The 21,878-nt window shown below is 58.8% G+C and carries 23 protein-coding genes; 8 read left to right on the forward strand and 15 right to left on the reverse strand.

Going from position 1 to position 21,878, the window contains the following annotated elements:
- Positions 1 to 148 precede the first annotated feature (148 nt).
- Together AEQ67_RS01895 and AEQ67_RS01900 are read left to right on the forward strand one after the other, a co-directional pair.
- Complete coding sequence (locus tag AEQ67_RS01895) at positions 149 to 733, forward strand: hypothetical protein (protein WP_059402200.1); 585 nt, start codon at positions 149 to 151, stop codon at positions 731 to 733.
- 69 nt (positions 734 to 802) lie between these two features.
- Positions 803 to 2,116 carry a PQQ-dependent sugar dehydrogenase gene (locus AEQ67_RS01900; RefSeq protein ID WP_059402201.1) on the forward strand — a complete coding sequence of 438 codons (1,314 nt, stop codon included), beginning with the start codon at positions 803 to 805 and terminating at the stop codon, positions 2,114 to 2,116.
- Between the two features lie 120 nt (positions 2,117 to 2,236).
- Here the strand turns inward: AEQ67_RS01900 and AEQ67_RS01905 are convergent, their stop codons facing one another.
- The 6 genes from AEQ67_RS01905 to AEQ67_RS01930 form a co-directional block, all read right to left on the reverse strand.
- Complete coding sequence (locus AEQ67_RS01905) at positions 2,237 to 2,899, reverse strand: class I SAM-dependent methyltransferase (protein WP_059402202.1); 663 nt, start codon at positions 2,897 to 2,899, stop codon at positions 2,237 to 2,239.
- A gap of 8 nt (positions 2,900 to 2,907) precedes the next feature.
- Positions 2,908 to 3,444 carry a C40 family peptidase gene (locus AEQ67_RS01910; protein ID WP_059402203.1) on the reverse strand — a complete coding sequence of 179 codons (537 nt, stop codon included), beginning with the start codon at positions 3,442 to 3,444 and terminating at the stop codon, positions 2,908 to 2,910.
- 165 nt (positions 3,445 to 3,609) lie between these two features.
- Positions 3,610 to 4,260 (reverse strand): C40 family peptidase, encoded by a 651-nt coding sequence (locus AEQ67_RS01915; RefSeq protein WP_059402204.1) that lies wholly within the window; start codon positions 4,258 to 4,260, stop codon positions 3,610 to 3,612.
- Positions 4,261 to 4,474: 214 nt separating this feature from the next.
- The gene (gene hda / locus AEQ67_RS01920) at positions 4,475 to 5,179 is read right to left on the reverse strand and encodes a DnaA regulatory inactivator Hda (protein ID WP_008033543.1); all 705 of its coding nucleotides are present in this window, start codon (positions 5,177 to 5,179) and stop codon (positions 4,475 to 4,477) included.
- Between the two features lie 229 nt (positions 5,180 to 5,408).
- Positions 5,409 to 6,482, reverse strand: a complete 1,074-nt coding sequence (locus AEQ67_RS01925; protein ID WP_059402205.1) for an AI-2E family transporter — start codon at positions 6,480 to 6,482, stop codon at positions 5,409 to 5,411.
- A 40-nt stretch (positions 6,483 to 6,522) separates the two neighbouring features.
- Positions 6,523 to 7,581 carry a DUF2066 domain-containing protein gene (locus AEQ67_RS01930; protein ID WP_059402206.1) on the reverse strand — a complete coding sequence of 353 codons (1,059 nt, stop codon included), beginning with the start codon at positions 7,579 to 7,581 and terminating at the stop codon, positions 6,523 to 6,525.
- Between the two features lie 382 nt (positions 7,582 to 7,963).
- Here AEQ67_RS01930 and purM point away from each other — a divergent pair, with 382 nt between their 5' ends.
- From purM to AEQ67_RS01955, 5 genes are all read left to right on the forward strand, one after another.
- Entirely contained in the window at positions 7,964 to 9,022 is a 1,059-nt protein-coding gene (gene purM / locus AEQ67_RS01935; RefSeq protein WP_008148639.1) for a phosphoribosylformylglycinamidine cyclo-ligase, read from the forward strand.
- Positions 9,022 to 9,672 (forward strand): phosphoribosylglycinamide formyltransferase, encoded by a 651-nt coding sequence (gene purN, locus AEQ67_RS01940; RefSeq protein WP_059402207.1) that lies wholly within the window; start codon positions 9,022 to 9,024, stop codon positions 9,670 to 9,672. Before purM ends, purN begins: the two co-directional genes overlap by 1 nt.
- An 8-nt stretch (positions 9,673 to 9,680) precedes the next feature.
- A complete protein-coding gene (locus tag AEQ67_RS01945; RefSeq protein WP_059402208.1) occupies positions 9,681 to 10,394 on the forward strand; it encodes a DUF3108 domain-containing protein in 714 nt (237 codons plus the stop codon).
- A gap of 340 nt (positions 10,395 to 10,734) precedes the next feature.
- Positions 10,735 to 11,151: an OsmC family protein gene (locus AEQ67_RS01950; protein WP_059402209.1), complete on the forward strand. Its 417-nt coding sequence runs from the start codon at positions 10,735 to 10,737 to the stop codon at positions 11,149 to 11,151.
- A 61-nt stretch (positions 11,152 to 11,212) separates the two neighbouring features.
- Positions 11,213 to 12,073, forward strand: a complete 861-nt coding sequence (locus tag AEQ67_RS01955) for a pirin family protein (RefSeq protein ID WP_059402210.1) — start codon at positions 11,213 to 11,215, stop codon at positions 12,071 to 12,073.
- Positions 12,074 to 12,233: 160 nt separating this feature from the next.
- Here the strand turns inward: AEQ67_RS01955 and AEQ67_RS01960 are convergent, their stop codons facing one another.
- The 4 genes from AEQ67_RS01960 to AEQ67_RS01975 all read right to left on the reverse strand — a co-directional run bounded on the left by AEQ67_RS01960 (position 12,234) and on the right by AEQ67_RS01975 (position 16,080).
- The gene (locus AEQ67_RS01960) at positions 12,234 to 12,962 is read right to left on the reverse strand and encodes a dienelactone hydrolase family protein (protein ID WP_059402211.1); all 729 of its coding nucleotides are present in this window, start codon (positions 12,960 to 12,962) and stop codon (positions 12,234 to 12,236) included.
- Positions 12,963 to 13,172: 210 nt separating this feature from the next.
- Positions 13,173 to 15,077 (reverse strand): molecular chaperone HtpG, encoded by a 1,905-nt coding sequence (gene htpG, locus AEQ67_RS01965; protein ID WP_059402222.1) that lies wholly within the window; start codon positions 15,075 to 15,077, stop codon positions 13,173 to 13,175.
- A gap of 80 nt (positions 15,078 to 15,157) precedes the next feature.
- Positions 15,158 to 15,607, reverse strand: coding sequence for a PaaI family thioesterase (locus AEQ67_RS01970; RefSeq protein ID WP_059402212.1), 450 nt, complete (start codon positions 15,605 to 15,607; stop codon positions 15,158 to 15,160).
- Positions 15,604 to 16,080: a PaaI family thioesterase gene (locus AEQ67_RS01975; RefSeq protein ID WP_059402213.1), complete on the reverse strand. Its 477-nt coding sequence runs from the start codon at positions 16,078 to 16,080 to the stop codon at positions 15,604 to 15,606. The genes AEQ67_RS01970 and AEQ67_RS01975 overlap by 4 nt, the downstream gene beginning before the upstream one ends.
- Before the next feature lie 158 nt (positions 16,081 to 16,238).
- Between AEQ67_RS01975 and AEQ67_RS01980 the strand changes: the two genes are divergently transcribed.
- Entirely contained in the window at positions 16,239 to 16,472 is a 234-nt protein-coding gene (locus tag AEQ67_RS01980) for a hypothetical protein (RefSeq protein WP_033055882.1), read from the forward strand.
- A 79-nt stretch (positions 16,473 to 16,551) separates the two neighbouring features.
- Here the strand turns inward: AEQ67_RS01980 and AEQ67_RS01985 are convergent, their stop codons facing one another.
- The 5 genes from AEQ67_RS01985 to sucC form a co-directional block, all read right to left on the reverse strand.
- On the reverse strand, positions 16,552 to 16,953 hold the full coding sequence (locus AEQ67_RS01985) for an MAPEG family protein (protein WP_059402214.1): 402 nt from the start codon (positions 16,951 to 16,953) through the stop codon (positions 16,552 to 16,554).
- Complete coding sequence (locus tag AEQ67_RS01990; protein WP_059402215.1) at positions 16,953 to 17,690, reverse strand: DUF599 domain-containing protein; 738 nt, start codon at positions 17,688 to 17,690, stop codon at positions 16,953 to 16,955. Before AEQ67_RS01990 ends, AEQ67_RS01985 begins: the two co-directional genes overlap by 1 nt.
- Before the next feature lie 251 nt (positions 17,691 to 17,941).
- The gene (gene brnQ / locus AEQ67_RS01995) at positions 17,942 to 19,255 is read right to left on the reverse strand and encodes a branched-chain amino acid transport system II carrier protein (RefSeq protein ID WP_059402216.1); all 1,314 of its coding nucleotides are present in this window, start codon (positions 19,253 to 19,255) and stop codon (positions 17,942 to 17,944) included.
- A gap of 436 nt (positions 19,256 to 19,691) precedes the next feature.
- Positions 19,692 to 20,573, reverse strand: a complete 882-nt coding sequence (sucD, locus tag AEQ67_RS02000; protein ID WP_008148605.1) for a succinate--CoA ligase subunit alpha — start codon at positions 20,571 to 20,573, stop codon at positions 19,692 to 19,694.
- The gene (gene sucC / locus AEQ67_RS02005) at positions 20,573 to 21,739 is read right to left on the reverse strand and encodes an ADP-forming succinate--CoA ligase subunit beta (RefSeq protein WP_008148602.1); all 1,167 of its coding nucleotides are present in this window, start codon (positions 21,737 to 21,739) and stop codon (positions 20,573 to 20,575) included. Before sucC ends, sucD begins: the two co-directional genes overlap by 1 nt.
- Positions 21,740 to 21,878 lie beyond the last annotated feature (139 nt).

The raw sequence follows: 21,878 nt of genomic DNA on the forward strand, positions 1-21,878 counted from the left end.
GGTTGGGGGTGGAGCGTCAATTGAAGACGGGCGGCGTGCGCGCGATAAACTGCCGCCGATCAATTAAATGACGTCAATCTTGTGCCACACTCACAGCAGTGATATCAAAGAGCCACAACCTGACAACACAATAACAAGGGTGAGCCCCATGCAAGGCATGATCATCAGCAATCCGAAGCTGGAATTCCTGCGCCCGGTGCTGGAACGCTGGTTTGACTGTATCGACCGCTACAACGCCGTGCGCGGCGATAACGACACGCCTTACTGGTACGACGAAAAAGCCAACCTCAGCCTGCTCTCCGCCGCGGCATGGATGGCGGAAATGGTCACGCTGCAGCAAGCCCCCACGCGCAAACAGACCGAAGAAGGCGAACGCAACGGCCGCGCCGATCTGTTTATCGCCACCGCCGAAGAACGCGCTTTTTTTCAAGCCACCCAGCGCTGGCCACGGGTCAACAGTCTTAACCTGACTCAAGCCTTGCAGGACATCACCAGCGACGCCAAGCGCATCAGCTACGCCAGCGACCTGAAACTCGGTTGCCTGTTCGTCGCGCCGCAAAAGACCCAGCAAAGCGCCACGCCGGAAGAACTGCAAGACATGGTCGACGACTTGCAAAAGGAGCACACCTGCGCCGTGGCCTGGTATTTCCCCTACGCCTACCGCAAGTTGCGCAACGAAGCCGGCCACTATCACCCAGGCATCGCCGTGCTGCTCAAAGAGGCTCGCGGCTGACCGGTTGAACCATCGCACGCCTGCGCTCCTCTATTGAATTAGGTCACTGCATTCATAGGGAAGATCAGCATGCGCAAGCCCCAGCTCGTTCTTGTCATCGCGCTCGCCGGAGGGCTCGCCGCCTGTGGTGAAACCTCCAGCCTGCAAGTTTCCGACGGCACCGGCCCGTCTCCCCAGTTGCCAGAACCCAACAAAACCCTGATCCCGACGGTGAACATCGCCCCGGCGATCGGCTGGCCGGCCGGCGCGAAACCGACCACGGCGGCGGGAACCCAGGTGGCGGCGTTTGCTGAGGGCCTGGATCACCCGCGCTGGCTCTATGTATTGCCCAATGGCGACGTGCTGGTCGCCGAAACCAACGCACCTCCGAAACCCGATGACGGCAAAGGCATTCGCGGCTGGGTCATGGGCAAAGCCATGGGCCGCGCCGGCGCTGCTGTACCGAGCCCGAACCGGATCACACTGCTGCGCGACAAGGACCACGACGGCGTCGCCGAAACCCACACGGTGTTCCTGGAAAACCTCAATTCGCCGTTCGGCATGACCCTGGTCGGCAATGACCTGTACGTCGCCGACACTGACCGTTTATTGCGTTTCCACTATGAAAACGGCGATACGGCGATCAAGTCAGCGCCGATGAAGGTGATCGATCTTCCGGGCGGCACGCTGAATCACCACTGGACCAAAAACGTCATCGCCAGCAAGGATGGCAGCAAGCTTTACGTCACCGTGGGCTCCAACAGCAACGTTGGCGAAAACGGTTTGGACAAGGAAAAAGGTCGCGCGGCGATCTGGGAAGTGGATCGCGCCACCGGCAATCACCGGATCTTCGCCTCGGGTCTGCGCAATCCCAACGGTATGGCCTGGGAGCCTCGAAGCGGCGCCTTGTGGACGGCGGTCAACGAGCGCGACGAAATCGGCAGCGACCTGGTCCCGGACTACATCACCTCAGTCAAGGACGGCGCGTTTTATGGCTGGCCGTTCAGCTACTACGGCCAGCACGCCGACATTCGCGTCGAGCCACAAGACCCGGACCTGGTGGCCAAGGCCATCGCACCGGACTACGCGGTCGGGCCGCATACCGCGTCGCTGGGCCTGACGTTTGCTGAAGGCACCACCCTGCCAGCGCAGTTCAAGGAAGGGGCATTCATCGGCCAGCACGGCTCGTGGAACCGTAATCCGCACAGTGGCTACAAAGTGATTTTCGTGCCGTTCGCAGGAGGCAAACCAACCGGGAAGCCGGTTGATGTGCTGACCGGTTTCCTCAATGACGAGGAAAAAGCCATGGGCCGCCCGGTGGGCGTGGTGATTGATCAGCAGGGTGATTTGCTGGTGGCGGATGATGTGGGGAACAAGGTGTGGCGGGTTTCGGCGGTTAAATAGCGCCATCGTTGCCATACACAAACCCTGTGGGAGCGGGCTTGCCCGCGATAGCGGTGGTTCAGGCAGCATCAATGTTGACTGAACCGGCCTCATCGCGGGCGAGCCCGCTCCCACAGGGGATCAGCGTTTTCGACACAGGGTCAATCCATCGCCTATCGGCAACAACGACAGATCCACACGCAAATCATCCTTCAACGCGCGATTGAGCGCCTGAATGGCCCGAGTGTCTGCGCTCTCGGAATTCTCCTCAAGCACCCGCCCACTCCACAGCGTGTTATCGAACACCGCTAAACCGCCGACCCGCAGCAAACGCAGCGCATGCTCCAGATAGCTCGGATAGTTAGCCTTGTCGGCATCAATGAAAATCAGATCGAACTGCCCGCCCTGCCCTTGCCGTTCAAGCTCGGCGAGGGTTTCCAAAGCAGGCACCAGACGCAGATCAATCCGCCCGGCGAGCCCCGCTTCCTGCCAATAACGGCGCGCGGTGGCGTTGTAGTCGCCGGGAATGTCACAGCAGATCAGCGAACCGTCCTCCGGCAGCGCCGACGCCATGCACAAGGCGCTGTAACCGGTAAACGTGCCGACTTCCAGCAAACGCCTGGCGCCGGTGAGTTTCACCAGCAGCGCGAGGAATTGCCCTTGCTCCGGCGCGATCTGCCAGCGAGCCATGGGCAGCGCTTGGGTTTCGTCGCGTAAACGCTTGAGCAGCGGCGTTTCCCTGAGGGAAACGTCGAGCAGGTATTGATACAGGGAATCGTCGAGATTAAGCGTGCGAGCGGTCATGACAACCTCTAGGGATTGTGCGCCAGATGCTCAGGTTGCAGGACGCGCTTGGCGCTGAGATAAGCTTTCTGCCAATAAGCCTTGGACAAGCTGTCGAGCTTCACTGTGCCGCCAGTGGCCGGCGCATGGACGAAGCGGCCTTCACCGACGTAGATCCCGGCATGACTGACCTGGGAGCCGCCGTTGGTGGCGAAGAAGATCAGGTCGCCGGTTTGCAGGCCTTCCTTGCCCACGCTGGCCGCCTGCATGCTGATCAACTCGCGCGTGGTGCGCGGCAGGGAGATACCGGCGACGTCATGATAAACGTAACCGATCAGGCCACTGCAATCGAATCCGGAATCCGGCGTGTTGCCGCCCCAGCGATACGGTGTGCCCACCAGGCCGAGCGCGCGGAACAGTACGTCTTCTGCCTCGGGGGAGAATGCTTGGGGGGAACCAAATATAATCGGCGCGCGAACCACCGGCGCAGGAGGCGGTGGGCGGCTGGCGCAAGCGCTGAGCAGCGCTGCGAAGAACATGAGTGCGAGGCGGGCCGACATCGTCATAAGCAGAACATCCTGATCTGGCTGCGGCTTTTTCTGCCGGGAAGACAGAAAAGAAAACCGCCTGCGCAGGACGCAGGCGGTTTGCCATCAATATTAGATCAGGATTCTAGCGGCTACGCGGCAAACTTCAAGTAAGACTTTAAGTTCACCTTACAAATTGTCCGCTTACTTGCGTGCCGTGACGATAGCCGGGGCCGCAGTCGGTGCCATCGCGAGTGCACGCTTGGCTTCGATGAAGGTTTTGCTCCAGTAGCTGTCGCCCAGGCTATCGATCCGCACACCACCGCTACGGCGGCTGCTGGAATGGATGAACTGGTTGTCACCCAGGTAGATCCCGGCGTGACTGACGCGACCGCGACGGCCATTGGTGGCGAAAAACAGCAAGTCGCCCGGCTCCAGTTTGCTGCGAGAAACCAGCGGAGCGTCGACGTTGATCATTTCGCGAGTGGAACGCGGCAGGTTCATGCCGGCTTCTTCACGGAACAGGTAACCGATAAAGCCGCTGCAATCAAAACCGGCTTCGGAAGTGCCGCCGAAACGGTAACGTGTACCGATCAGGGACATGCCACGTTCGAGGATGCTGTCGGCGAGAACAGGAAGCTGGTAGGACTTGCCGTCGGCGAAGGCTGCCAGTTCTTTTTCGGTGGCCGCTTCTTCCTGCTCGAGCGCTTGCTGATACAGGGCGGAAGACTGGGCAGTGACAGAGTTTTTAACCTGCTGTTGTTGCTCTTGCTGAGACACTGGGGAGTGAGCAGCGCAACCGAACAACAGGGTGACGAGTGCGAGAGGCACGAGGGGTGCAAAGCGATTTAGCATGGGCACGACCGTGGCTGATAGTTTTAAAGAAGCCGAGACTATGCCCGCTATCAACCTCATTTGCAAATTCAATCGATCTTTATGTGACTTCTTGGTTTCTCGTTTACATCTAAGCGCTTAAGCCCCATTTAAACGCTTGCGCAGCCTGCAGCCCTGTAGGAAAGCGGATTTTCTTGCGCCTGAAATAGGCCAAAACCCGCGAAAACCTTGGGCCTTACCAGCCTAAAGTTTCTTTCAGGAAAGGGATCGTCAGCTTGCGCTGAGCTTGAAGAGAGGCCTGATCGAGTCGCTCAAGCAGCTCGAAAAGCGCACTCATGCTGCGAGTGCCACGGGTCAAAATAAAATGCCCGACTTCGTCAGTCAGGTGCAAGCCGCGACGGGATGCGCGCAGTTGCAGGGCACGCAATTTGTCTTCGTCGGAGAGCGGGCGCATCTGAAAGATCAGCGCCAGGGTCAGGCGGGATTTGAGGTCCGCCAGTTTCACCGGCAGTTCACGCGGGGAGGTCGACGCGGCGATCAACAGGCGCCGACCGCTGTCACGCAGACGGTTGAACAGATGGAACAGCGCCTCTTCCCAATCCGCTCGGCCGGCAACCGCCTGCAAATCATCCAGGCAGACCAGTTCGTATTGTTCGAGGTTGTCGAGGATTTCGATGCCGCGATCCAGCAGCTCGGCCAACGGCAAATACACCGCCGGCTCGCCCAGCTGTTCAAAGCGCAGGCAGGCCGCCTGCAACAGATGCGTACGCCCTACCCCGTCCTTGCCCCAAAGATAAATCAGGCTTTCGGTCCAACCGGCGTCGGCTTCGCATAGACGCTCGACATAGCCGAGTGCAGCGGCATTGGCGCCTGGGTAGTAGTTGATAAAGGTAGCGTCATCACGCAGACGCACACCTAGGGGCAGCTGAATCGGTTTCATGCTGACTGAACAGTTCCAACGGAACCGTTAGTGGCCTCTGTGTAAAGTTTGCGAAGTTTATACCCGTGACGCTGGTCGCACAATGCGACAGACCACAAGCAAAATCAAAGGTTTGCGTTAACGCACTGGTTTTGTGACAGTTTCTTTGGCGCTACCGGTGGCAGCCGCGCGAAGGTGGCGGGCCAACCCGGCATGAACCGGATCGCCCGCCAAGCGCCATCAACCTGCCTTATAGCTCAGGTTCGTCGACGCCACTGTACATTTCAGAATCTTTATACAAATCATGCACATGGCGCACCAGCACCATGATCACCGCCGCCACCGGCAGCGCCAGTAGCACCCCGGTAAAACCGAACAGCTCGCCACCGGCCAGAATCGCAAAGATCACCGCCACCGGATGCAGACCGATGCGGTCCCCCACCAGCAACGGCGTCAGCACCATGCCTTCCAGCGCCTGGCCGACCATGAACACCGCGACGATGCCGATCATGGGATACAGATCGCCACCGAACTGGAACAGACCGGCAATCAGTGCCGCGCCAATCCCGATGACAAACCCCATGTACGGCACAATCGCCGCCAGACCGGCAATCAAACCGATCAACAGACCCAACTCCAGGCCCACCAGCATCAGGCCCGCGGCGTAGATCACGCCCAGCGCCACCATCACCAGCAACTGGCCGCGCACAAACGCCCCCAGCACTTCATGACACTCGCCGGCCAGGATGACCACGCGCTCTTCGCGATCACGCGGCAGCAGGCTGCGGATCTTGGCCATCATCACGTCCCAATCGCGCAACAGATAGAAGGCCACCACCGGGATCAGCACCAGATTCGCCAGCCAACCGATCAACGCCAGCCCGGAAGCGGTCGCCTGACTCAGCACGACGCCGACAATGTCAGTGGTCTGGCCCATGTGCTCGCTGATGGCGGCCTTGAGCTTGTCGAATTTCCAGAAGTTATCCGACAGGCCAAATTTCGATTGCGCCCACGGCAGTGCGGTGTGCTGCAACCAGTCGAGCATCTGCGGTGCCAGTTCGTACAAGCGAAACAGCTGCTTGGCGAGCATCGGCACCAACACCAGCAGCAAGGTCGTGAAGATCAAGGTAATCAGCGCAAACACCGCCACCACGCCCCACGTCCGCGACAGGCCGGCCCTCTCCAGCCGATCCACCAGCGGATCGAACAGATAGGCCAGCAGCAGCGCTACCAGAAAGGGTGTCAGGATCGGATGCAACAACCAGACGAACACGCAGAGCAGGACCACCCCACCCAACCAGAACCAACGCCGCGTATCGGCCATGTACCACTCCAGCTTCTATATAAGGAAAGAGAAGAAAAACTTACCAGCGGAACCGCAACTGCGGCGTCGGTGCAGGGGGTGGCGCTACGGCAGGTGCCGAACCGTCGGCCGCGGGTTGAACCGGTGCCGTGGGTGCTGGCGCCTGACCTGCCGGGACCTCCTGCAATTTCGCCAGCGACAATTGCGCTCGCAGTTGTTCGGCACTGCCAGTGACCCGGTAGAGAATCCGGTCGCCGTCGACACTTTTCGGCCGCCCACCAAACGGTTCGAGCAATCGCCCAAGCGCCGCGTAGTGCTCCAGGTTCATGCCCTGCACTTCCAGCAATTGTTCGGTGGAGGCCCCCGGTTTGGCGACAAAGCGTGGCGCCAGACGTTCGCGGCCCGCCAGCATCACGGCATCGGCCAGCGCAGCCTGGTCGGCGCCCTGCACGCTGCCGGCCTCTTTCTGATCGCCCAGCCACAAATGCCATTTGGCCTGCCACTGGCCGCCCTCTTCATGGGCATGCACCGCGAGCAAGGCGTCGGCGTTGTAGCGGTCCGATGCGCCGCGCAGAGGTGCCGCATCCGTCCCTTCAAGATTCGGCGCCGTGGCGACCAGTTGTTCACTCAGGTCCGCCAGCGGCAGACGCAACGGCAAGCCACGATGCTGTGCTGCGCGACGCAGCGGCGCAGCGCTGGCCTGACCATCGCCGACCAGGCTCGAGCCCTCGGTGGAATCATTCAACCACCAGCCGAGGATCGACGGCCGATTGGCGCCCCACATGGCCAGTCCGGCGCGACGCAGCGCCTGCTCGGTGCTGGCCGGGTCGAAATCGACTTTCAGCACTTCCGGAGGCCCGGCGTCAAAGCCGTACTGGCTGATGATTTGCTGCGGGTCCTTGCGGATCGCCGCCAGCCCCGGACTTTGCGCAGCCTTGGGATCGCCGGTCAGGCGCAACACCAGCGTATCCAGCGCTTGCTGGGTTGCTTGATCGCGTATCTCAGGCGATTGACCGCTGACAGGCTCACGCACCTGATACAGGTTTTTGACGGTTTCGGCCTGACTCGCCAGGCTGACCAATGACAAACAGCCGACAAAAAAGAATTTACAAAAACGCATGGAAGATTCCTGACGACAAGAGCGGCTGGAACAAACCGCATGAAGATGACCGGGCAAGGCTGTGACCACATCCCGGCGCAAAACATTCACACGATCGCTGGAGTTTTTCGCACTGTCATAACGATAGACGGTTAATCGCGATACCTTATACAGCCATGAAGGATGCCACTGACACGAGCAATAACGGTTTTTTTAAGCCGATATGCCCCTGCCGTCGGCGTGAGGATGGCCGCTGCCCCTCAAGCCTGATAAAATCGCGCGCCTTCGCAGACCGGCAACAGCCGGGCACCCTGAAATATGCGCTCGGCATTCGCCCTCGCCTGTTTAAGTGGTCCCACTGGACTCGGTCGTTACCCCTGAATCCCCCCTAAAGGCCTGGATCATGAGCAAGCAACCCTCCCTGAGCTACAAGGACGCCGGTGTAGACATCGACGCCGGTGAAGCATTGGTCGAACGCATCAAGAGCGTCGCCAAGCGCACTGCGCGCCCGGAAGTCATGGGCGGCCTGGGCGGTTTTGGCGCCCTCTGCGAAATCCCGGCCGGCTACAAGCAGCCCGTGCTGGTTTCCGGTACTGACGGCGTCGGCACCAAGCTGCGCCTGGCATTGAACCTGAACAAGCACGACAGCATCGGCATCGACCTGGTGGCCATGTGCGTCAACGACCTGGTGGTTTGTGGCGCCGAGCCGTTGTTCTTCCTCGACTACTACGCCACCGGCAAACTCAATGTCGAAACCGCGACCCAGGTCGTGACTGGCATCGGCGCAGGCTGCGAACTGTCCGGCTGCTCCCTGGTCGGCGGCGAAACCGCTGAAATGCCTGGCATGTACGAAGGCGAAGACTACGACCTGGCCGGCTTCTGCGTCGGCGTCGTGGAAAAATCCGAAATCATCGACGGTTCGAAAGTCGCAGCCGGCGATGCCTTGCTCGCCCTGCCGTCTTCCGGCCCGCACTCCAACGGCTACTCGCTGATCCGCAAGATCATCGAAGTGTCCGGTGCAGACATCGAAAACATCCAGCTCGACGGCAAACCGCTGACCGACCTGTTGATGGCTCCGACCCGCATCTACGTGAAGCCGCTGCTCAAGCTGATCAAGGAAACCGGCGCAGTCAAAGCCATGGCCCACATCACCGGTGGCGGCCTGCTCGACAACATCCCGCGCGTGCTGCCAAAAGGCGCTCAGGCCGTGGTTGACGTGGCGAGCTGGACCCGTCCTGCCGTGTTCGACTGGCTGCAAGAGAAAGGCAACGTCGACGAAAACGAAATGCACCGCGTGCTCAACTGCGGCGTCGGCATGGTTATCTGCGTGGCTCAAGAGCACGTTGAAACCGCGCTGAACGTGTTGCGTGAAGCCGGCGAGCAGCCTTGGGTTATCGGTCAGATCTCCACCGCTGCCGAAGGCGCAGCCCAGGTTGAACTGAAGAACCTCAAGGCTCACTGATGTCTCAAACCTGTGATGTTGTGGTGCTGTTGTCCGGCACCGGCAGTAACTTGCAGGCCTTGATCGACAGCGCACGGACCGGCGACAGCCCGGTCCGCATCGCTGCGGTGATTTCCAACCGCGCCGACGCCTACGGCCTGCAACGGGCCAGGGACGCGGGTATCGACACCCGCACCCTGGATCACAAGGCTTTCGAAGGCCGCGAAGCCTTCGATGCCGCCCTGATCGAACTGATCGACGCCTTCAATCCCAAACTCGTGGTACTGGCCGGGTTCATGCGCATCCTCAGCGCTGACTTCGTGCGTCACTACCAGGGTCGCCTGCTCAATATCCATCCCTCGCTGCTGCCCAAATACAAAGGGTTACACACTCATCAGCGCGCGCTGGAGGCCGGCGACACCGAGCACGGCTGCTCCGTGCACTTTGTCACCGAGGAACTCGATGGCGGACCACTGGTCGTACAGGCAGTAATACCGGTAGAGTTGCACGATTCGCCGCAGAGTCTGGCGCAGCGGGTCCATGCTCAGGAACACCTGATCTACCCGATGTCCGTACGCTGGTTTGCCGAAGGTCGTTTATCCCTCGGCGAACAAGGTGCTTTACTGGATGGCAAGTTACTCGCGGCCAGCGGCCACTTGATTCGAACCTAGGAGATTTTATGCGTCGTGCCCTGCTCTTCGCTTGCGCTCTGCTCGCTCTGCCTTTTGCGCAGGCTGCAGAACTACAACCTTTCTCCGCCAGCTACACCGCTGACTGGAAGCAGTTGCCCATGAGCGGCACGGCTGAACGCAGCCTGACCAAGGGCGCCAACGGCGTTTGGACACTCAGTTTCAAGGCGTCGATGATGATCGCCAGCCTGTCCGAACAAAGCACCCTGACCCTGGACAAGGACACCTTGCTGCCCCAGTCCTATCACTTCGAACGCGGCGGCCTGGGTAAAGCCAAGAAGGCTGACCTGGACTTCGACTGGACCAACAAGATGGTCACCGGGACCGATCGCGGTGACCCGGTCAAGATTCCGCTCAATCGCGGCATGGTCGACAAATCCACATATCAGTTGGCCCTGCAACATGATGTGGCTGCTGGCAAGAAAAGCATGAGTTATCAGGTGGTCGACGATGGTGAAGTCGATACCTATGACTTCCGCGTGCTGGGTTCGGAAAAAGTCGACACCAAGGCTGGCCAGATCGATGCGATCAAGGTCGAGCGCGTGCGCGACCCAACCCAAAGCAAGCGCATCACGGTGCTGTGGTTTGCCAAGGACTGGGATTACCTGCTGGTCCGTCTGCAACAGGTTGAAACCGACGGCAAGGAGTACAACATCATGCTCCTCGACGGTACGGTCAATGGGAAGGCTGTCAAAGGCAGCTGATCTGGCTCTGTGAAGAAGCCCCCGGTCAATGAGGTAATACTCGTTGACCGGGGGTTTTTTATTGGGTGTATATCCATTCTTTGGGTCGTACACCAACCCCCTGTAGGAGCTGGCTTGCCAGCGAAGGTCGTCAACGATGACGCGTTTTAACAGGATAAACACGGCGAATTCGAATGCTTCGCTGGCAAGCCAGCTCCTACCTTGACCGTGTGCGGGCTCTTATTCATTTCTGCACTCAAAGCCCAACCACCAACAAAGTGGAACGCGTAACACCAGGAATGCTCTATACCTTCAAGGTCTTTTTTGATCGAATGACTTTCCCCAGCCTGCGAGGTTTCCCATGACTGTTACCGTCAATACCGTTTCCGCCGAAGGTTTTCGCCACAGCGTCCAGATCGATGAACACGAGCTCTTTGCCGATGTACCGCAATCCGTTGGCGGCGAAGGCACGGCGCCGGAGCCGCACGACTACTTCGACGCCGCCCTGGGCGCCTGCAAGGCCCTGACCCTGAAAATGTACGCCAAGAAAAAAGACATCCCACTGACCGGCGTCACCGTCGAAGTCAAACGCGACAACACTGAAGAGCAGAAAGGCAAATACGCGCTGCACGTCAAACTGACGCTCAAGGGCGTGCTCACTGACGCCCAGCGCGATGAATTGCACCGCGTGGCCGACCGTTGCCCGGTACACAAACTGATGACCAGCACCGAAGTCAGCATCGAAACCCACCTGTCTGAAGGTGCGTTCAGCCAATAGCGGCAAGGGCTGCACAAGCGGGTTATGCTCCACGCGTCACCCGCTCAGCCTGGAATGCACCATGACCACTCCACTCGTGATCCGGCCCCGCGCCGAAGATGTCGAAGGCCAGCCGATTCTGCGCCCTCTTCCATCAGCCAAATGCCGCAGCGTCGGGCCTTTCGTGTTTTTCGACCACATGCTGGAAACCCGTTATCCGGCGGGCAAAGGCATGAACATCCGCCAGCATCCGCACATCGGCCTCTCCACCCTCACCTACCTGTTCCAGGGGCAGATCCAGCACAAGGACAGCCTCGGTTCCGATCAGGTGGTGGACACCGGCGACGTCAGCTGGATGACCGCAGGCAGCGCAATCGCCCACGTCGAGCGTACGCCCGAGGCGTTGAAAGACAGCGGATTCACCATGCACGGCTTGCAGATCTGGCTGGCGTCGCCCAAGGAACACGAGCAGGGTCCCGGGCATTACAGCCACCATCCGGCGGCCACGCTGCCGGTCAGCAACAACCTTGGGGTGAAGATCCGGATGATCGCCGGGACAGGCTTTTGCCTGGAATCCCCGGTCCCGGTGCTTTCTCCGACGCTGTATGCCGAATTGAACCTGCAAACCGCGACGACGTTGCTGATACCTACCGAACACGAAGAGCGCGCGCTGTACGTGCTGGACGGCGAGGTGCAACTCGATGGCGAACTGATTGAACCGCATTCGCTGGTGGTGTTGCCGGTCGGGGTAGAGATGACGCTGTTCGCCGAGAGCGACTGTCATGCCGTGCTGTTTGGCGGCGCGCCACTGGACGGGCCACGTCGGATCAACTGGAATTTTGTGTCGAGCGATCCGGCAGCGATTGATGAAGCGCGTCGGCGCTGGGCAGCCGGGGACTGGCCGACAGTGCCGGGGGAAAGTGAGCGGATTGAATTGCCTTAAAATTTTCGACGCCAGTTATACCGCCATCGCGGGCAAGCCCGCTCCCACAGTTGATCCTGTCGATCACATAAATTGCAAACAACGCAAGTTTCTGTGGGAGCGGGCTTGCCCGCGATGAGGCCAGCACAAACACCGGCCAAGTATTGGCCAAGAACTGCAATCAGCCCTTGAACACTTCATCCAGCAAGTTATGCATCGACGCAAACGCCCGCGCAGCCACTTTCGCGTCGTACATCATCATGCCCGGCACATTGGCATGTGGATCGGTAAACGAATGCACCGCGCCACCGTAGCTCAGCAGCTGCCAATCCACACCCGCCGCATTCATTTCATCTTCAAACGCCGGCAGTTGCTCTTTTGGCACCAACGGATCGGAAGCACCGTGCAGCACCAGCACCGAGCCTTTGATGTGCTTGGCATCGGCCGGGTTCGGTGAATCCAGCGTGCCATGGAACGACACCGCCGCTTTGACGGGCGCGCCGGTGCGAGCCAGGTCCAGGGCGCAGCAACCGCCGAAGCAGAAACCGAACGTTGCCAGTTTCGAGGTATCGACCGCCGCCTCGCCCTGGCTTTGCAGCTGTTCGAACGCTGCAGTCATGCGTTTGCGCAGCAACGGACGGTCATGCTTGAGCGGCATCATCGCGGCACCCGCCTCGTCGCCGTTCTGCGGGCGCACCGACTGACCGTAGAGGTCCGCAATCAGCACCACATAACCCTTGGCCGCCACCGACTTGGCGATCTCCTCGGCACCGGCGCTGACGCCCATCCAGTTCGGCGCCATCAACAACCCCGGGCGCGGGCCTTTATGATCGGCGTCGAAGGCCAGGCGGCTTTCATACGACTGGCCGTCAATCTGATAAGCGACGGAACGAACAGTGATTTGGCTCATGACTAACTCCCAGTTAAAGACACCAGAATAAAAAAAAACCCGCCGAAGCGGGTAATGCCGGTGTAGGAGCGAGCTTGCTCGCGATGGAGTCAAGAGCGCCGCGTTTAGCCAGTAAACACGCGTTATCGTTAACGACCATCGCGAGCAAGCTCGCTCCTACAAATTCCTAACTGACCGGCATTAGCCGAAGCGGGTTTTTGTACAACGCAGTTAAACCGACAGTTCAACCAGCAGCTTGTTGAGACGGCGCACGTACGCGGCCGGGTCTTTCAAGCTGTCGCCGGCCGCCAGGGCCGCCTGATCGAAGAGGATGTGCGACAGGTCGCCGAAGCGCTCGTCGCTCTGCTCGTTGTCGAGCTTCTCGATCAGCGGGTGAGCCGGGTTGAATTCGAAGATCGGCTTCGACTCCGGAACCTTCTGCCCGCTGGCTTCGAGGATCTGACGCATCTGCATGCCCAGGTCCTGCTCGCCGATGGCCAGAATCGCCGGGGAGTCGGTCAGACGGTGAGAAACCCGTACTTCAGCGACGGAATCGCCCAGTGCGGTTTTCAGACGCTCAACCAAACCTTCTTTCGACTTGGCGACTTCTTCCGCAGCCTTCTTGTCTTCTTCCGAATCCAGGTTGCCCAGGTCCAGGTCACCGCGCGCCACGTCGACAAAGCTCTTGCCGTCGAAGTCGCTGAGGTAGCTCATCAGCCACTCGTCGATGCGGTCGGTCAGCAGCAGCACTTCGATGCCTTTCTTGCGGAAGACTTCCAGGTGCGGGCTGTTTTTGACTTGCGCGTAGGTTTCGCCGGTCAGGTAGTAGATCTTGTCCTGACCTTCCTTGGCGCGTGCCAGGTATTCGGCCAACGCAACCACTTGCTCGCCTTCTTCGCCCTGAGTGGAGGCGAAACGCAGCAGGCCAGCGATTTTCTCTTTGTTGGCGAAGTCTTCTGCCGGGCCTTCTTTCATGACCTGGCCAAAGTTCTTCCAGAAGCTCTTGTATTGCTCAGGCTCGTTCTTCGCCAGTTTTTCCAGCATGTCCAGAACGCGCTTGGTCAGCGCCGACTTCATCGAGTCAATGATCGGGTCTTTCTGCAGGATTTCCCGCGACACGTTCAGCGACAGGTCATTGGAATCGACCACGCCTTTGATGAAACGTAGGTACAGCGGCAGGAACGACTCAGCCTGATCCATGACAAACACACGCTGTACGTACAGCTTCAGGCCTTTCGGCGCTTCACGCTGGTACAGATCGAACGGAGCACGGGCCGGCACATAAAGCAGCGAGCTGTATTCGAGCTTGCCTTCGACCTTGTTGTGGCTCCAGCTCAGCGGGTTCTCGAAATCGTGAGCGACGTGTTTGTAGAACTCCTGGTATTCCTCGTCCTTGATCTCGGTGCGAGGACGGGTCCACAGCGCGCTGGCGCGGTTGACGGTTTCCCATTCAACGGCTGGCTTTTCTTCGCCTTCAGCGGCTGCCACTTCTTTCGGCAACTCGATCGGCAAAGCGATGTGGTCGGAGTATTTCTTGATGATGTTGCGCAGACGCCAGCCATCGGCGAACTCGTCCTCACCGGATTTCAGGTGCAGGACGATGCGCGTGCCGCGCTCGGCTTTCTCAACGGTAGCGACTTCAAAGTCGCCTTCACCCTTGGACGACCAGTGCACGCCTTCGCTGGCTGCAGCACCGGCACGGCGGCTGAACACGTCGACTTTATCGGCGACGATGAATGCAGAGTAGAAACCCACACCGAACTGACCGATCAGGTGCGAATCTTTTTTCTGATCGCCAGACAGGTGTTTCATGAAGTCTGCAGTGCCGGACTTGGCGATTGTGCCCAAATGGGTGATCGCATCTTCACGGCTCATGCCGATGCCGTTGTCTTCGAGGGTGACGGTTTTAGCGTCCTTGTCGAAGCTCACACGGATTTTCAGTTCGGCGCCGCCTTCCAGCAGTTCAGGCTTGGACAGGGCTTCGAAACGTAATTTGTCGACAGCGTCAGAGGCGTTCGAGATCAATTCGCGAAGGAAAATTTCCTTGTTGGAATACAGCGAATGGATCATGAGGTGCAGCAGTTGCTTCACCTCGGTCTGGAAGCCCAGGGTTTCCTTTTGAGTTTCCACACTCATGGTCATCAAACTCCAATCAGATGGCTAAGCCGCGACCTTGAGGGTCGGCGGCGGGATGTCATCAAAGTTGGGGGCTGAGTTCAGGATTTCAAGGGCTCTTCGATTTTGAAATGCGCGCGGGCCGTGGCAATCGGCTCGGCTTCGGTGCTTTGCCAGGCGGTAATCGCAACGTTGGCGACCCGTCGCCCCTGCCGGCACACCTGACATCTGGCCCAAGTATCGCGAAACTGCCCGGCGCGCAGGTAGTCAAGGGAGAAATCGATGATCTTCGGCACGCCCGGTGAACCGGTGAAAACCAGCAGGTGCAGGGCGGCGGACAGCTCCATGAACCCGGCAATCACGCCGCCATGGATCGCCGGCAATAAAGGGTTACCAATGTTGTCCTTGTTCGCCGGCAGCCGAAACAGCAATTCATCCCCGACTCGTGAACACTCGACACCGATCAGCTTGGCATAGGGAATCAGGTGCAGCAGCGAGGCGTAGTCCCCTTGTTCATGGGCCTGCTGCAGTTGTTCCTTGAAGTCACTCATTTCGTACCTCCGGCAATGACGCCACCAAAGCCTTTGGTGCCTTTGATGCCCTTGCCCATGCGCATGAAGGTGCCCACCACATGAGCAATCGGTTGCTCGGGGTCGTCTTGATAGGCAAAACCGCGCGCGAAAATTACATCGGTAGTGACCCGATAGCACTGGGCGAATCCGTAGACATCCTTATGGGGCTCGGCCGCATGCATGTAATCGATGCGCAGGTCGAGGGTCGGGCAGACTTCGAACTCGGGCAGCACGCACAAGGTTGCCATGCCACAGGCGGTGTCCATCAGTGAGGTCAGGGCGCCGCCGTGGATGACGCCGGTTTGCGGGTTGCCGACGATCTGCGGGCTGTACGGGAGAATCACCGTCAAGCCCTCGCTATTGGCACTATGGACTCGCAGCCCAAGTACCTGACAATGTCGCAGCGCCGACAGGAATCGCGTCGCACGCTCAAAAACGGGGTTTTCGGCCATTTGATTACAACTCTTCTTAGTGTCCGGTCAAAGCAGCAGGCGAAATGACAAAAGTTCCGCCCTAAAACAAACTTATATATCTGAACGAATTGAGGAACTTAACGCTGTGGGCTGTGCTCGAAAGGCCAGTAGATATTTTCCATAAGGAGAAACACCCCATGCGTAAGACTTTAGCTATTGCCTTGATGTTGACCGCTTCCCTCGGTCTCGCTGCCTGCGATAAAAAATCCGAGGACAAAGCTCAAGAAGCTGACAAACATGCTGAGCAAGCTCAGCAAGACATGAGCAAAGCTCAGGATAAAGTGAACGACGCTGCGAAAGAAAACGCCGAAGCTGCCAAAGCTCAGGCTGAATCGAACGAAGCCGCCGCAAAAGAAGCACCTAAAAACTAAAACAGTTTTTAGCGTGATAAAGAAAACCCGCCAAGTGCGGGTTTTCTTTTGCCTGCGGTTTGTGTTTGTAGTGCAATCGCTACAGCAAAATAGTTCTAAAAGTCGGACTAATCATCAACAGCAACGAACACACTAGTCCGATGAACCACACCAGACTGCGTTGCCAGGCCAGATCGCCCCAATAACACAGCAAGTAGATAATTCGCGTAATCACGAAGATGATGGCCAGCGTATCGATCAGCCATCCCGCCGTCTGCGTGGTGTGCGCCATCAACACCCCCACCGCAAACAATATAAACGCCTCGAAACAGTTCTGATGCGCCGCCAGCGCACGGGCACCGAAGCCCGTCAATTGCGCCTGTTGCTGACGCGGCAGGTGATTGTTGTAACCGCCCTGCTCGTTCATCGCCTTGGCCACTGGAATTTTTGCCACAAAAATCAGCAAGGCACTGATAAACACACACCAGAACGGAATACTCATCAAGCGGCCTCTTTGTTCGCCTCGGGCAATGGCGCCTCTGTAGGGGTATAGACCATCACGTCGAGAACGTCGGAATGAAACTCGCGGCGGTACAACACCAGCACCACGCCGGTACTCATCAACATGAACAACCAGGGGCTGACAAACCAGGCGAGCATGGTCATGCCGAAGTAGTAAGAACGCAGGCCGAAGTTGAACTGGTTGGCCGCCATGGAGATCACCCGCGCCGCGCGGGCCGCAAACGCTTTACGCTCCTGCTCGGAAACATGGCGCTCGCCGACCATCGGCGCCGAGCCGACCAGAATCGCCGCAAAGTTGTACTGACGCATGCACCAACTGAACGTAAAGAACGCATAGACAAACACCAGCGCCAGGCACAGCAACTTGATTTCGGACATCCCTTGCGACGCCTGTTGCACCATCGGAATGTCTGCCAGCAACGAGACTGCCCTCTCGGAGGCACCTAGCACGGTCAGGATACCGGCCAGGATAATCAGGGTGCTGGAGGCGAAGAACGAGGCGTTGCGCTCCAGGTTACCGATCACGCTGGCATCGGCGATACGGTTGTCGCGCAGCAGCATGCGGCGCATCCAGTCTTCGCGATACAGGTGCAGCACACTGGCCAGGCACGCGGTGTCGCGGCCTTTCCACGTGGCATATCGGGTGTAGCCGCCCCAGCAAATGGCGAACCAGAGCGCGGCGAGGATGTGGATCAGGTTGGCGTGGATGAACGACATGCAATTCCCTGTGAGACATTGGCGACGGTAAACCTGTAGGAGCGAGGCTTGCCCGCGAAAGCGATGTCAGATCCGACGAATCTATCGACAGATAGGCAGCCTTCGCGGGCAAGCCTCGCTCCTACAGGTAGTGCTTCGACGTTAGCTCACAAAAAAAGACACCGCATCACGCCCATAAAAAATGCCCCGTATCGATTGATACGGGGCATTTCTGTTCGCTGCTCAGGCCCGCTTGTGGCGGGCCGTAAAGCTTATGCGAGCGCTTCGGCGCGCTTGCCCAGCAGGCGATCGCAGACCACGAAGACCACCAGGGTCATCACCGACGGCACCAACCACGCCAGACCTTGCTCGCTCAGCGGCAAGTGAGCCAGTTGCGTCGGCATCCAGTCTGCCAGACCTGCACCCTTGAGCGCGTCGATCAGACCGAAAATGAACGACACCAGCATCACCGGACCGACGATGCGACCCTGTTCATGCCAGAAGTCCTTGCAGAAGCTCAGCGCTACCAGGGCGATGCACGGCGGGTAGATTGCAGTCAGGACCGGAATCGAGAACGCAATCAGCTTGGTGAGGCCCAGGTTGGACACCAGCAGAGAGAACGCAGCCAGGATGATGACCAAGGTCTTGTAGGACAGTGGCAGCACACGGCTGAAATACTCGGCGCAGGCGCAGGTCAGACCGACCGCCGTCACCAGGCAGGCCAGGGAGATCAGCACCGCCAGAAAACCACTGCCCAGCGAGCCGAAGGTGTGCTGCACGTAGGCGTGCAATACCGCCGCGCCGTTGGTTGCACCGGCGGCCACTTCATGGCTGCCCGAGCCCAGACGGAACAAGCTGACGTACACCAGCGCCAGGCCCACGCCGGCAATCAGCCCGGCGATGATCGCGTAACGAGTGATCAGTACCGGCGACTCGACACCGCGCGAGCGGATGGCATTGACGATGACAATGCCGAACACCAGTGCACCGAGGGTATCCATGGTCAGGTAACCATTGATGAAGCCTTGGGAGAACGGTGCCGCCACATACTCGGGCGTGGCCACGCCGACGTCACCGGCCGGCAAGGCGAACGCTGCGATACCGAGAGCGGCCAGGGCGATGATCTTCAGCGGGGCGAGGAAACGTCCTACGGTATCCAGCAGACGGCCCGGATAGAGCGAGATGAAGAACACCAGCAGGAAGTACACCGAGCTATAGAGGAACAACGCCAGCGGGCTTTCGCCGGTCAGCGGCGCCAGGCCCACTCCGAACGATACGGTCGCGGTGCGCGGCGTCGCGAACAGCGGGCCGACAGCGAGGTAGCACGCGGCGGCCAGCAAGCCTCCGGCGACTTTGCCGATCGGGCTGCTCAAGGCATCCATCGCGCCGCCGACCTTGGCCAGCGCAACAACGGTGATCACCGGCAGACCGACCGCCGTGATCAGGAAGCCCAGCGCCGCCATCCAGACATGAGGCCCGGACTGCAAACCGACGATAGGCGGGAAGATGATGTTGCCAGCCCCGACAAACAGGGCAAACGTCATAAAACCAAGTGCCAGGATGTCCTGGCCTTTCAACACTTTCATTAAGGAAATACCACACTACTGAATCGGAATTTAGAGAGGGATTTCCCTATGGGTGAGGGAAATGCTGTCGGTCCGTATAGGACTGACCCGTTTAGCGCGTAGCAACCTTGTGGGCTGCGGACGCAAAAATGGCGGCTAGCCTAACGAATTTGGGCGGAAAACGCACTGTTAGGGGGCGAACTATCCGATCTGCGACATTTTTGTGTCGCGTTTTTGCATGTAAAGGGTGGATGTCTGTAAGAACGCCTTCGCGGGCAAGCCTCGCTCCTACAGGTTATTCGCCATACGTGTGGGCGCCGTAAATCTGTAGGAGCGAGGCTTGCCCGCGAAGAGGCCCGCACGACCAACACAAACCCCGGAAACGACAAAGGCCACCCGAAGGTGGCCTTTGTTTAAGGTGGCCTTTGTTTGGTGAAGCGTCAGTTAAGCGCGAGGCTTACTTGATCGCCCAACCGGTCAGCTCGGACAAAGCCTTGCCGATGTCTGCCAGCGAACGCACGGTTTTAACGCCTGCGTCTTCCAGGGCAGCAAACTTCTCGTCTGCAGTGCCCTTGCCGCCAGAGATGATTGCGCCAGCATGGCCCATGCGCTTGCCCGCAGGGGCAGTCACACCAGCGATGTAGGAAACAACCGGCTTGGTCACGTGTGCCTTGATGTAGGCAGCCGCTTCTTCTTCAGCCGAACCGCCGATCTCACCGATCATGACGATCGCTTCGGTCTTCGGGTCTTCCTGGAACAGCTTCAGGATGTCGATGAAGTTCGAGCCTGGGATCGGGTCACCGCCGATGCCGACGCAAGTCGACTGACCGAAACCGGCGTCAGTGGTCTGCTTAACAGCTTCGTAGGTCAGGGTGCCGGAACGGGAAACGATACCGACCTTGCCTGGCAAGTGAATGTGACCTGGCATGATGCCGATCTTGCATTCGCCTGGAGTGATCACGCCTGGGCAGTTAGGACCGATCAGGACTACGCCCAGCTCGTCGCACTTGACCTTGGCATCCAGCATGTCCAGGGTAGGAATGCCTTCAGTGATGCAAACGATCAGCTTGATGCCGCCGAAGGCTGCTTCCAGGATGGAGTCCTTGCAGAAAGGAGCTGGAACGTAGATCACGCTGGCGGTGGCGCCAGTGGCAGCTACAGCATCTTTCACGGTGTTGAAAACTGGCAGACCCAGGTGCTCGGTGCCGCCTTTGCCCGGAGTAACGCCACCGACCATCTTGGTGCCGTATTCGATGGCTTGCTGGGTGTGGAAACTACCTTGCGAACCGGTAATACCCTGGCAGATAACTTTGGTGTCTTTATTGATCAGGACGCTCATTACTTGCCCTCCGCAGCTTTAACAACTTGTTGAGCAGCGTCGGTCAGGCTGGTAGCAGCGATGATGTTCAAACCGCTTTCTGCCAGTACTTTAGCGCCCAGCTCAGCGTTGTTGCCTTCAAGGCGAACAACAACCGGGATTTTCACGCCGACTTCTTTCACAGCGCCGATGATGCCTTCGGCAATCATGTCGCAACGAACGATGCCGCCGAAGATGTTGACCAATACTGCAGCGACGTTAGTGTCGGACAGGATGATCTTGAACGCTTCGGTAACGCGTTCTTTGGTAGCACCGCCGCCCACGTCGAGGAAGTTGGCTGGTTTGCCGCCATGCAGGTTGACGATGTCCATGGTGCCCATGGCCAGGCCAGCACCGTTGACCATGCAACCGATGTTGCCTTCCAGTGCTACGTAGTTCAGTTCGAACTTGGCAGCGTGCGCTTCGCGCGGATCGTCTTGCGACGGATCGTGGAAAGTTTTCAGCTTAGGCTGACGGTACATGGCGTTGGCGTCGATGTTGATCTTGGCATCGAGGCAATGCAGATCGCCGTCAGCCTTGATCACCAGCGGGTTCACTTCCAGCAGAGCCAGGTCGTGATCCTTGAACAGTTTGGCCAGACCTACGAAGATCTTGGCGAACTGAGCAACTTGCTTGCCTTCCAGACCCAGCTGGAATGCCAGCTCGCGACCCTGGAATGGCTGAGCGCCAACCAGTGGATCGATAGTGGCCTTGAGGATTTTCTCAGGGGTGTCGTGAGCGATTTTCTCGATGTCCACGCCACCTTCGGTGGAAGCCATGAACACGATGCGACGGCTCGAACGGTCAACGACAGCGCCCAGGTACAGCTCTTTAGCGATATCAGTGCACGATTCAACCAGGATCTTGGTGACTGGCTGACCATTGGCATCAGTCTGGTAAGTCACCAGACGCTTGCCCAACCACTGTTGAGCGAATGCTTTGGCGTCTTCTTTGCTGCGAACCAGCTTGACGCCGCCCGCTTTACCGCGACCACCAGCGTGGACCTGGGCTTTGACAACCCACTCGGTGCCACCGATTTTGTCGCAAGCTTCTGCTGCTGCTTCCGGGGTGTCTACGGCGAAACCCTGGGATACTGGCAGGCCGTACTCAGCGAACAGCTGCTTACCCTGATACTCGTGAAGATTCATGCTTATTACCGTCTTCGTTAGGTACTGCGCATTCGGTGCTGCACTTGTTCAAGTGCCGCACCACCTGTGACTGCTGCTTGCGTAGCCTTTCCGGACAACCGGTGCAACTACGCAAGACTGCGTCCAGCGGATATTCCGC

This window comes from Pseudomonas sp. RIT-PI-q, assembly GCF_001297125.1.
GTDB lineage: Bacteria > Pseudomonadota > Gammaproteobacteria > Pseudomonadales > Pseudomonadaceae > Aquipseudomonas.

Coding starts and splice junctions, on each gene's coding strand:
- sucC (WP_008148602.1), bottom strand. CDS start 21,739: ATGAATCTTCACGAGTATCAGGGTAAGCAGCTGTTCGCTGAGTACGGC.
- AEQ67_RS01950 (WP_059402209.1), top strand. CDS start 10,735: ATGACTGTTACCGTCAATACCGTTTCCGCCGAAGGTTTTCGCCACAGC.
- AEQ67_RS01905 (WP_059402202.1), bottom strand. CDS start 2,899: ATGACCGCTCGCACGCTTAATCTCGACGATTCCCTGTATCAATACCTG.
- AEQ67_RS01945 (WP_059402208.1), top strand. CDS start 9,681: ATGCGTCGTGCCCTGCTCTTCGCTTGCGCTCTGCTCGCTCTGCCTTTT.
- hda (WP_008033543.1), bottom strand. CDS start 5,179: ATGAAACCGATTCAGCTGCCCCTAGGTGTGCGTCTGCGTGATGACGCT.
- AEQ67_RS01955 (WP_059402210.1), top strand. CDS start 11,213: ATGACCACTCCACTCGTGATCCGGCCCCGCGCCGAAGATGTCGAAGGC.
- AEQ67_RS01960 (WP_059402211.1), bottom strand. CDS start 12,962: ATGAGCCAAATCACTGTTCGTTCCGTCGCTTATCAGATTGACGGCCAG.
- purM (WP_008148639.1), top strand. CDS start 7,964: ATGAGCAAGCAACCCTCCCTGAGCTACAAGGACGCCGGTGTAGACATC.
- AEQ67_RS01910 (WP_059402203.1), bottom strand. CDS start 3,444: ATGACGATGTCGGCCCGCCTCGCACTCATGTTCTTCGCAGCGCTGCTC.
- AEQ67_RS01895 (WP_059402200.1), top strand. CDS start 149: ATGCAAGGCATGATCATCAGCAATCCGAAGCTGGAATTCCTGCGCCCG.
- brnQ (WP_059402216.1), bottom strand. CDS start 19,255: ATGAAAGTGTTGAAAGGCCAGGACATCCTGGCACTTGGTTTTATGACG.
- AEQ67_RS01990 (WP_059402215.1), bottom strand. CDS start 17,690: ATGTCGTTCATCCACGCCAACCTGATCCACATCCTCGCCGCGCTCTGG.
- AEQ67_RS01930 (WP_059402206.1), bottom strand. CDS start 7,581: ATGCGTTTTTGTAAATTCTTTTTTGTCGGCTGTTTGTCATTGGTCAGC.
- AEQ67_RS01970 (WP_059402212.1), bottom strand. CDS start 15,607: ATGAGTGACTTCAAGGAACAACTGCAGCAGGCCCATGAACAAGGGGAC.
- AEQ67_RS01915 (WP_059402204.1), bottom strand. CDS start 4,260: ATGCTAAATCGCTTTGCACCCCTCGTGCCTCTCGCACTCGTCACCCTG.
- AEQ67_RS01980 (WP_033055882.1), top strand. CDS start 16,239: ATGCGTAAGACTTTAGCTATTGCCTTGATGTTGACCGCTTCCCTCGGT.
- AEQ67_RS01985 (WP_059402214.1), bottom strand. CDS start 16,953: ATGAGTATTCCGTTCTGGTGTGTGTTTATCAGTGCCTTGCTGATTTTT.
- htpG (WP_059402222.1), bottom strand. CDS start 15,077: ATGAGTGTGGAAACTCAAAAGGAAACCCTGGGCTTCCAGACCGAGGTG.
- AEQ67_RS01975 (WP_059402213.1), bottom strand. CDS start 16,080: ATGGCCGAAAACCCCGTTTTTGAGCGTGCGACGCGATTCCTGTCGGCG.
- AEQ67_RS01900 (WP_059402201.1), top strand. CDS start 803: ATGCGCAAGCCCCAGCTCGTTCTTGTCATCGCGCTCGCCGGAGGGCTC.
- purN (WP_059402207.1), top strand. CDS start 9,022: ATGTCTCAAACCTGTGATGTTGTGGTGCTGTTGTCCGGCACCGGCAGT.
- AEQ67_RS01925 (WP_059402205.1), bottom strand. CDS start 6,482: ATGGCCGATACGCGGCGTTGGTTCTGGTTGGGTGGGGTGGTCCTGCTC.
- sucD (WP_008148605.1), bottom strand. CDS start 20,573: ATGAGCGTCCTGATCAATAAAGACACCAAAGTTATCTGCCAGGGTATT.